Origin of the sequence: Kitasatospora sp. NPDC058190, from assembly GCF_042883685.1 — a bacterium.
Taxonomy (GTDB): Bacteria; Actinomycetota; Actinomycetes; order Streptomycetales; family Streptomycetaceae; genus Kitasatospora.
In genome coordinates this window covers 112,234-121,796 of the sequence record NZ_JBHVVI010000004.1, presented here as the reverse complement: position 1 = coordinate 121,796, position 9,563 = coordinate 112,234, and the positions used below count along the sequence as shown (strand labels likewise).

The window sequence follows — 9,563 nt, the reverse complement described above, 5'->3', positions numbered from 1 at the left end:
GCCCTTATCCCCAACGGGTGCGTTACCCCCACCGGCCCGGCCAGCCTCTGGTTGGATTGGGGGCTACCGGGGACCGGCCAAGGCCCCCGGGCTACCCGACCAAATGGGCTCTCCGATCGCCCAGACGACCTCGCGCTGCGGGGCAGACGTCTTGATCTGCGCGCTGGTGAGCGCGCTGCGGACTCCCCTCGGTGGACCAACCGCCCCACGCGGAACCAGCCGTGCCCCTCGGCGATCGGTCGCACCCGAGGTGTCACCCGCGACCCACCCCCGGGCCGAAATCTCTACAACTGCGCTACAAGAACACCGTGTTACGCATCCGTCAGCCACATCACTGGAATCATCCCAGCCGGGCATCGGGGAGGTGCCCGTGGAGGTGGATCGATGGAGGTTGCGATGAGTGCTCGAATCAGGGACACCAAGCCGCCAGCACTGGCCCGGCGCTCCCCAGCGATCGGCCGTGCGCTGGCGCAAACCCTGTTCCTCCTGGCAGGACTGGCCACCACCGCGTTCGGCTTCCGCCTGTTCGTCCACGCGAACGACGTGGAGAACGCCTACCGCACCGCCCCGGTGTGCGGCACGGCGGCGCACACGCCCGGCACGGACTGCGTGCGGCACGAGACCGGCAAGGTGACGGAGCGACACATCGTCAGCGGCGGCGACTCCACCGACTACTACGTGACCGTGGCGGACGAGACCGCCGCCACGCACAGGTACGAGGCAGACCAGGGCTTCTACTACGCCGCGGAGACCGGCACGGACGTGGACCTGACGGTCTTCCGCGGACGGGTGGCCGAGCTCTCCTCCAACGGGCAGCGCAGCCCGAACCCGGACACGCCCTGGCTCGCCTGCCTCGAAGTGTCCGTCCTGGCCGCCCTGGGATCGGCACTCACCCTCCACGGCCTGACCTGGTCACGGCTGGGCACACGAGTGACCTCGCTCGCCTTCGGCGCAGGCGTCTTGATCACCCCCATGGCGCTCCTCGGCTGCCTCGTCCTCGTGTCGTCGCAGGCGCCACTCGCCGTCACACTGGGCATCCCCGTCTTCGGCTGGCTGTTCATGACCGCCTGCTTCACGGTGGCCACTTGGGATCGATGACGCCTCGGGAGCACCTGCACCTCCGCCGACCGGGGAGCACGTCGGCGGAGGGCGGTTCAGTCGGGTAGCCGGGTCACGTTGCCGTGACCCGGCCCCCTCAGAGGGCGGTATGTGACGTGATGTCGTATCTGTCGTCACCGGATCGTGTGGGACCGCGGCATCCATGCTGAGCAGAGGGCCCGGCAGTGCTGGAGTGCCCCCCCGTGAGCGACCGCCAGTCCTACAAGAGCGACTTATCCAACGAGCGCTGGGCCCTGATCGAACCCGTGATCACCACCTGGAAGGCTCGGCACCGCTCGGTCAGCGGCCACCAGGGCAACTGCGACATGCGGGAGATCGTCAACGCCCTGCTGTACCAGTCCCGCACCGGCTGCCAGTGGGACTACCTCCCCCACGACCTGCCGCCCGCCGGCGCGGTGAAGTACTACTTCTACAAGTGGCGCGACGACGGCACCGACCAGACCGTCCACGACCTGCTGCGCCGGCAGGCGCGGGAGAAGAGGGGCCGATCAGCCGACCCCAGCCTGGTAGTGCTCGACACCCAGAGCCTGCACGCCGCCGCCGGAGTCCCGGCCGACACCACGGGGCGGGATGCGAACAAGAAGGTGCCGGGCCGCAAGCGGGGACTCGCCGTCGACGTGCTGGGCCTGGTGATCGCGGTGGTGGTGCTGGCCGCCTCCGTCCACGACAACGCCATCGGTACCGCGCTGCTGGACAGGGTGGTTGCGGGCACCGAGCCGGGCACCGTGAAGAAGGCCCTGGTCGCGGCCGGCGCCCCGATGCGGGCCCGAGCAGGTCGATGCTCTCTTTCAGCCATTGCCTCTGACCGGACCGCCTGCCCGGACACCACCCAGTTGTCACAGCCCCCGGAAACGTTGCCGCGGACCGCGAAAATTCTTTTCGGGCATCGCGCGCAGGCCGGCGATCACGTCGTCGGGCGAGGGCGGCGGCCGGGGCGAAACGCAGCCGACGACCGGTCAGCCGATCGCCGGCGGTGGGTAGACGATGGGTATGCCATTCGGCCCGTCGCCCGGCGCGGCACCGGCCACACGGCCGGGAGTTCCGCTGCGGGCCACGGCGGCGTGCGGGGCGATCGATGATCGAACCCAGCAGGGGTTGCACACCCAGCCGCGGCCATAGGAGGCCGGCGAGTTCGCGACCAGCTCACCTACCCCAACTGAAACCGCGAAACGGACGCCACGCCACTCACCCCTCTGAGCCTTCCCCCGCTGCCCGGTTTGGGGATCATGCGTTCCCGCACCGGGAGTGAACGTGCGGGCCTTCAACTGCTCCCGCGTGTTCTTCAGGAAAGCCACGATGTCGGCGCCGTCGGCGATGAAGGCCGGGATGACCCGGTCCACGCCGGCGGTGCGCGCCCCTTGTTGCCCCTCACCCTCTCCCACGCAACCGTGAGGAAGTCGGGGTGATGAACGAGGTTGTAGAGATCATCGAACCTGCGGTCGGGATCATCGACCGCCCATGGGTGCAGCTTGGTCTGCATCCGTCGTACCCGCAGCCAGGCCCTGTCGGGGTCGGGCCACAGATCACCGGTGTTCACCAGCGTCTCCGTTCATTGCAGTTCCTCAACTACTCGAATCCGCTGGGCTGCTTCGCGATGTGGACGGCTTTCCCGCCCCCGGACGAGAGCTCCGGGATGGTTCCCACGTTCACTGTGATCCGCTCGTCGGGTGAGGCGGCCGGCTTTGCCCCTGCGGCATCGCCACGGTTACGCCGCAGTCCTTCACCGTGGCCTCCCGACCGGCAGGATCAATCCGATCCAGGAGTTCCCGCCCGTGCAGGCGGTGCGCACCGCGATCCAGCCCAGATCCACCGGGTCGAGCTGGCGGAGGTCTTGAGGGGCTTTACACCGATGGTTCCTCGCGTCCACCTTCCCGTCTCGCTTGCCGGACCCACACCGTCCGGTAGTGCCGGTGCGTCCCGTCGTTGTCGGGGCTGCTCTCCATCAGGCCCGGCCGACTCGCCGAACCCGACTGCCCCCTGCTTCTGCCGCCCCGCTGCGACGGGACGACGGCACGGGTCTCACACCCGCACGCGGATCACAGTGCCTCGTGGCGCACGGTCTCTCACCTCCACTCGAACCACAGCGCCTCACGGCGCACTCACCACTTCAGGCACACCGCCGCCACAGCGGCTCACCGGCCGGGTTCGGGCGCCAGTCGGTGCGGACAGGGGCGTCAGTCGGTGTGCACAGGTCGTGCCCTCCGCCCCGTCATCGACCTGGAGGTCGCTCCGGCTCCGTCGCCGCGGCGAACGACCACCCGCCGTCGCGGGCTCGGCCGGAGCGGCCGTGGCGGTGTGCCCGTCCCGGCGCGCCGCCCCTCGAAAGGCCGGGTTCGGCGGCCCGCGCCCCCGCGCGCCGATCGCCCGCGCCGACCCGAGGTATCACCGGGCCGCTGGCGCATTTCATTTCGGGCGTATACGTCGAGCATTCCGTTGAATGCCGGCCGCCGAACCCGGTTGCCCGCTACTCGCCGGAATCCTCGGACCGCGGGCGGGCGCGCCTCATCGCGCGAGGCGTCCGGCGGCGGCGATCCCTGGCCTCGCCGCCGGGAGTTCGGCATTCGGGCAATGCGGGATCGACGGGTCGGGCGCCCGGACCGGAGCCGTCCGGGCCCGAAAGGCCCGTCGGGCGCCACCGGAGGGTGCGGACCGACTGCGTCCGAGCGTCGAGAGCGGGGCGGCGACAGGCAGGTTCACCAGCGGGAAGGCGGACCCCCGGCGCCCAATCGGGAACAAACCGGACCGGCTGCCCGATTGGCCTGACCTGCCCGGCAGCCGGGGGCCGGTGCCCCGTTCCGAATTCCCGGAATCCTGCCCGAGTGATGCCCGGATCGCCCACCCGGGAGTGGCGGTGGGCTCGCCGACCGGACGTGACCTCGTTCTTTTGAGCTCCAGTTGAGCCTTCGTCAATTCCGTTAACCTGCCCGTCATGTCCGAACGGGCAAAAGCGCCGGTGAACGTCGGATTGGCATCCGGATCGCGTTTACAGGGCCCCGTCAACGCCCCTAGAGTCCCTGATGCGATTTGTCGTGCCGACGCACGTAGGAATGCGAACTCCCTTGAGCAACTTCCAGATCAAGCGCGCTGCGCGCGCCGAAAGTCCTGCCATGCCGGAAGGCGAGATCGAACTCGCCGAGCCGCCGGTTCTGGGCGAGCCCGCCGGGTTGGACTTCGGCGCCGCGATGATGTACCTGCCGATGGGTCTGGGCGCGGGTGCCATGGTGCTGATGTTCTCCATGCGCTCCGCCGGTCCGACCACCTATCTGATGTCCGGGATGATGGGCGTTGCGATGGTGAGCATGACGCTCACCCAGCTCGGACGCTCCAGCGGTGAGCGGCGGCGCCGGTTGCGCGCCGAACGCCGGGACTACCTCAGGTACTTGGCGCAGAAGCGGCGGCAGGCGCAGCAGGCGGCGAGCCGGCAGCGGGCCGCGCTGTTGTGGGACAACCCGGAGCCCGGCGAGCTCTGGGCGCTGGCCCGCGGCCCCCGGCTGTGGGAGCGGCGTCCCAGCCATGAGGACTTCGGGCGGGTCCGGATCGGGCTCGGACTGCGGCGCGCCGCGCTGGAGTTCGTGCCGCCTCAGACCAAGCCGGTGGAGGACCTGGAGCCGCTGGCGGCGGTGTCGCTGCGGCGGTTCACCAAGGCGCACCAGACCGTCCGTCGGCTCCCCGTCCCGCTGGCGCTGCGGCGGTTCACCAGTGTGGAGTTCGCGGGCGAGGGCGAGCCGGCCCTCGGCCTCATGCGGGCGATGGTGGCCCAACTGGCGGTCCTGCACTCGCCGGACGAGCTGCGGATCGCGCTGCTGGCCGATCCGGCCGGCCGCGCGGAGTGGGACTGGCTGAAGTGGCTGCCGCACAACGCGCACCCGACGCAGCAGGACGCGGCCGGTGCGGTCCGGCTGGCGGCCGGGGACCACGACGCGCTGCTGGAGTTGCTCGGTCCCGACGTCACCGACCGGCCGGACCACGATCCGACCGCCTCCCCCGGCATCGCCGAGCCGTTCGTGGTGGTGGTCGCCCAGGGCCTCCGGCTGCCGGAGACCTCCAGGCTGCTCCACGGCGGCCTGCGCAACCTGGTGCTGCTGGACGCCACGGGGGCGATGACCGGCGGGCCCGAGGTGCTGCGGCTGAGCCTGCACGGCCGGCGGGTGGAGTTCCCCTCCGGCACGGACACGGTGACCGCGACGGCGGACGCGTTGCTGCCGGCCGAGGCGGAGACCCTGGCCCGGGTGCTCGCGCCGCGGCGCACCGGCGGCGCCGTCGACCTGGTCGACCGCCCGCTGGAGCAGGACCTGGAGCTCACCACCCTGCTCGGCGTACGGGACCCGTACCGCTTCGACGTGCCCACGCTCTGGGGGCCGCGGCAGGCGCAGGCCGCCCGGCTGCGGGTGCCGCTGGGCGTGACGGACGAGGGCGAGGTGGTGGAGATCGACCTCAAGGAGTCGGCGCAGGGCGGCATGGGCCCGCACGGGCTGCTGATCGGCGCCACCGGTTCCGGCAAGAGCGAGCTGCTGCGCACGTTGGTCGTCGGTCTGGCCGCCACGCACTCGTCCGAGGTGCTCAACCTGGTGCTGGTGGACTTCAAGGGCGGCGCCACCTTCCTCAACCTCGACCGGCTGCCGCACACCTCCGCCGTCATCACCAACCTCGCCGACGAGATCCACCTGGTCGACCGGATGCGGGACTCCATCAACGGCGAGATGATCCGCCGTCAGGAGCTGCTCCGGGAGTCCGGCCACTCCTCGCTGTTCGAGTACGAGAAGGCGCGGAACGCCGGCGCCGGCCTGGCCCCGCTGCCATCGCTGCTGATCATCGTTGACGAGTTCTCCGAACTCCTGTCCAGCAAGCCCGAGTTCGTCGACCTCTTCGTCTCGATCGGACGGCTCGGGCGCAGCCTCGGCGTGCACCTGCTGCTGGCTTCGCAGCGGCTCGACGAGTCCCGCATCCACAAGGTGGAGGGTCACCTGTCCTACCGCATCGCCCTGCGCACCTTCTCGTCGATGGAGTCCCGCAGCGTGATCGGCGTCGGCTCCGCGTACGAGCTGCCGTCGGCGCCCGGGCACGGCTACCTCAAGGTGGACACCACCAACCTGGTGCGCTTCAAGGCGGCGTACGTCTCCGGTCCGGCGCCGGAACCGGTGGGCCCGGACGAGGAGTCGGCACCGCGGGCCACGGCACGCGACGAGGTGACCGCGTTCGGGCTGGACCGGCAGGGGCCGCTGCTCTCCGAGCCTGAGCCGGCCGAGGAGGCCCTGCGGCCCGGTCCGCAGGCCCCCGCGGGGGCCGGGGAGGCCGGCGAGTCGCACGACACCGAGAGCCTGCTGGAGGTGCTGGTCGACCGCTTGGAGGAGAGCGGCCCGCCCGCCCGCCAGGTCTGGCTGCCGCCGCTCACCGAACCGTCCAGCCTGGACCAGCTGTTGCCCGGCATCGTGCCGGATCCGGTGCGCGGCATGAGCGCGGCGGACCACCCGGGGGTGGGGCGGCTCATCGTCCCGCTCGGCACCGTGGACCGGCCGTTCGAGCAGTCCCGCGAGCTCCTGCTGGCCGACCTGTCCGGCGCGGACGGCCACGTGGGCCTGGTCGGGGCCCCGCAGACCGGCAAGTCCACCCTGCTGCGCACCCTGGTCCTGGCGCTCGCGCTCACCCACACCCCGGAGGAGGTCCAGTTCTACGGGCTGGACTTCGGCGGCGGCGGCCTGGTCTCCATCGCCGGCCTGCCGCACGTCGGTTCGGTGGCGACGAGACTGGAACGCGACCGGGTGCTGCGCACCATCGCCGAGCTCACCCAGTTGCTGGAGCGCAGGGAGCGGGAGTTCACCGAGCGCGGCCTGGAGTCGATGGCCGCGTACCGGCGGCTGCGCGCGCTGCGCCAGGTGGACGACCCGTACGGCGACGTCTTCCTGGTGGTGGACGGCTGGTTCACCCTGCGCCAGGACTTCGAGGACCTGGAGCCCCGGGTCATGGAACTCGCGGTGCGCGGCCTGTCGTTCGGCATCCACCTGGTCGCCTCGGCCGTGCGCTGGTCGGAGATCCGGCCCCGGCTGCGCGACATGCTGGGCACCAAGTTCGAGCTGCGCCTCGGTGACACGCTGGAGTCCGAGGTGGGCACCCGGATCGCCGCGGCCGTCCCGCACCAGCCGGGCCGGGGACTGTCGGCGTCCGGCTACCACTTCCTGGCCGCGCTGCCCCGGCTGGACAGCTCCTCGGCGACCACCGACCTCACCCAGGCCACCAAGTCGGCGGTCGCGGAGATCGGCACCTTCTGGACCGGCCCGTCGGCGCCCGGCGTGCGGCTGCTGCCCAGCCGGCTTCCGGTCGAGCAACTCCCGGCCGCCGAAGGGGACGTGCGGATCTGCCTGGGCCTGGACGAGCAGCGGCTGGAGCCCGTCTGGCACGACTTCTCGGCGAACGGGCACCTGATGGTCTTCGGGGACGACGAGACCGGCAAGACCAACGCGCTGCGGCTGGCGATCCGGGCCATCACCGACCGGTACACCCCCGACCAGGCGCGGATCGCGCTCGCCGACCCCGGACGCGGGCTGCTCGCCATGGTCCCCGAGGAGTACCGGGTCGGCTACGTGGTGGACCGGGAGTCGCTCGGGCTCCTTGCCAAGAACACGGTCGTCTCGCTCGGCAAGCGCGTCCCCGGGCCCGACATCACCCCGGAGCAACTCGCCCGGCGCGACTGGTGGAGCGGCCCGCTGCTCTTCGTCGTCATCGACGACTACGACCTGCTCGCCGGCACAACCGGCCAACCCCCGGCGCTGGCCCCGCTGGTGCCGCTGCTGTCGCAGGGCCCCGCCATCGGGATGCACATGGTGATCGCACGCAGCACCTCCGGTGCCATGCGCGCCATGATGGACCCGGTGCTGCGCCACCTGTGGGAGCTCGGCAATCCGGCCCTGTTGTTCTCCTACCCGAAGGAGGAGGGCAAGTTCCTCGGCGAGGCGAAACCGCGCACGCTGCCCGCCGGACGCGCCCAACTCGTCACCCGCCGGTCCGTCCGGCTCGTCCAGACCGGATTGGTGACCGCCCCATGATCCCCGCAGCCCGCACCACCGCACTCCGCGAGCCGTTCGCCGTCCCCGAGGTGTGCCGGATCACCGTGGACGGTCCGGCCGGCCGGAGCGACCTCGCGATCCCCGTCACGCTCAGCGTCGCCGCCCTGCAGTCCGTCCTGCTGGACGCCCTGCCGGAGCGGTCGGCGGAGCCCGGCACCGCCTGGGTCCTGCAACGGCTCGGCGAGGATCCGCTCGATCCGGCCGGCACCGCGCAGACCCTCGGCCTGCACGACGGCGACGTGCTCCACCTCCGTCCGGCCGAAACGGCGCTGCCCGCGTTGCAGTTCGACGACCTCGCCGACGGCGTGGCCCACGTGGTCGGCGGGCAGGCCGACCGCTGGCAGCCGCGGTCCACCCGCCGGCTGGCACTCGCCCTGGCCGGGCTGATGCTGCTCGCCCTGGCGGCGGCCCTGCTCGGCAACGGGCCGGGCACGCTCACCGCGGCCTGCGCGGGCGGACTCGCCGTGGCGCTGGCCGGCGGCAGCGCGGCGGCTCGACGGCTGGTCGCCGACCGCGCCGCCGCGGTGATCACCGGCGGCGCCGCCCTGCTCTTCGGCGCGCTCGCCGGGCTGACGTCCGGCGGCCCCCGTCCGGGAGCGCCCGGCGTGCTGATCGCCGCGGGCTGCGTGACCGTGTTGTCGGCCGTGCTGCTGGCCGTACGGGCGCTGCCGATCGCGCTCGCCGGCACCGCCCTGCTGACCGCCCTTTCGGCGGCCGGCGCGGCGGCCCTCGTCGAACTGGCGCACTGGAGCGCCGAGCAGGCGGGCAGCATGACGGCCGGGGCGATGTTCGTGCTCGGCCACTTCGGCCCGCGCGCGGTACTCCGGGTGGCCCGGCTGCGCGCCCCGCAACTACCCAACAACGCGGAGGAGTTGCAGGAGGACATCGAGCCCGAGCCGCAGGAGCGGGTCGAACGGCGGGTGGCCACCGCCACCGCGTGCCTCGACGCGCTCGGCCTGGCGGGCGCCCTGGTCCACACGGCCGGCTTCTGGTACCTGGTCCACCGGCCCGACTGGACCGGCTGGTTGGTGCCGCTGGTCTTCGCCGCGGCGGTGCTGCTGCGCGCCCGCGGCCTGACCGGCACGGTGCAGCGGGTGTCCGCGGTGCTGTCCGGAGTCGCCGGTCTGATCGTGCTGCTCCTGGTACGCGTGGCCGCCGCCGGGGACGGGCCGCGGCTCGCCGTGCTCGCGCTGCTGCTCACGTCCGCCACGCTGCTGCTGCTCGCCGCCCGGCGCCTGCCGAACAGCCGTCCGCTGCCGGTGTGGGGTCACACCGGCGACATCCTCGAACTCCTCACCTCGCTGGCCCTCCTCCCCCTGCTCGTGCAGACCGTCCACCTCTACGCCGCCGTCCGGCTGCTGTTCAGCTGAGGGGACGACACCA

The 9,563-nt window shown here is 72.0% G+C and carries 4 protein-coding genes; all 4 read left to right on the top strand.

The annotated features are described in order from the left end of the window. The first annotated feature begins 396 nt into the window (after positions 1–396). The 4 genes from ACFVWU_RS03250 (at position 397) to eccD (ending at position 9,550) form a co-directional block, all read left to right on the top strand. Positions 397–1,098, top strand: coding sequence for a hypothetical protein (locus tag ACFVWU_RS03250; RefSeq protein WP_387614826.1), 702 nt, complete (start codon positions 397–399; stop codon positions 1,096–1,098). 203 nt (positions 1,099–1,301) lie between these two features. Then, positions 1,302–2,198: an IS5 family transposase gene (locus tag ACFVWU_RS03245; protein WP_387614824.1), complete on the top strand. Its 897-nt coding sequence runs from the start codon at positions 1,302–1,304 to the stop codon at positions 2,196–2,198. Positions 2,199–4,226: 2,028 nt separating this feature from the next. Continuing rightward, complete coding sequence (eccCa, locus tag ACFVWU_RS03240; RefSeq protein ID WP_387614821.1) at positions 4,227–8,159, top strand: type VII secretion protein EccCa; 3,933 nt, start codon at positions 4,227–4,229, stop codon at positions 8,157–8,159. Continuing rightward, entirely contained in the window at positions 8,156–9,550 is a 1,395-nt protein-coding gene (gene eccD, locus ACFVWU_RS03235) for a type VII secretion integral membrane protein EccD (RefSeq protein WP_387614818.1), read from the top strand. Before eccCa ends, eccD begins: the two co-directional genes overlap by 4 nt. Positions 9,551–9,563 lie beyond the last annotated feature (13 nt).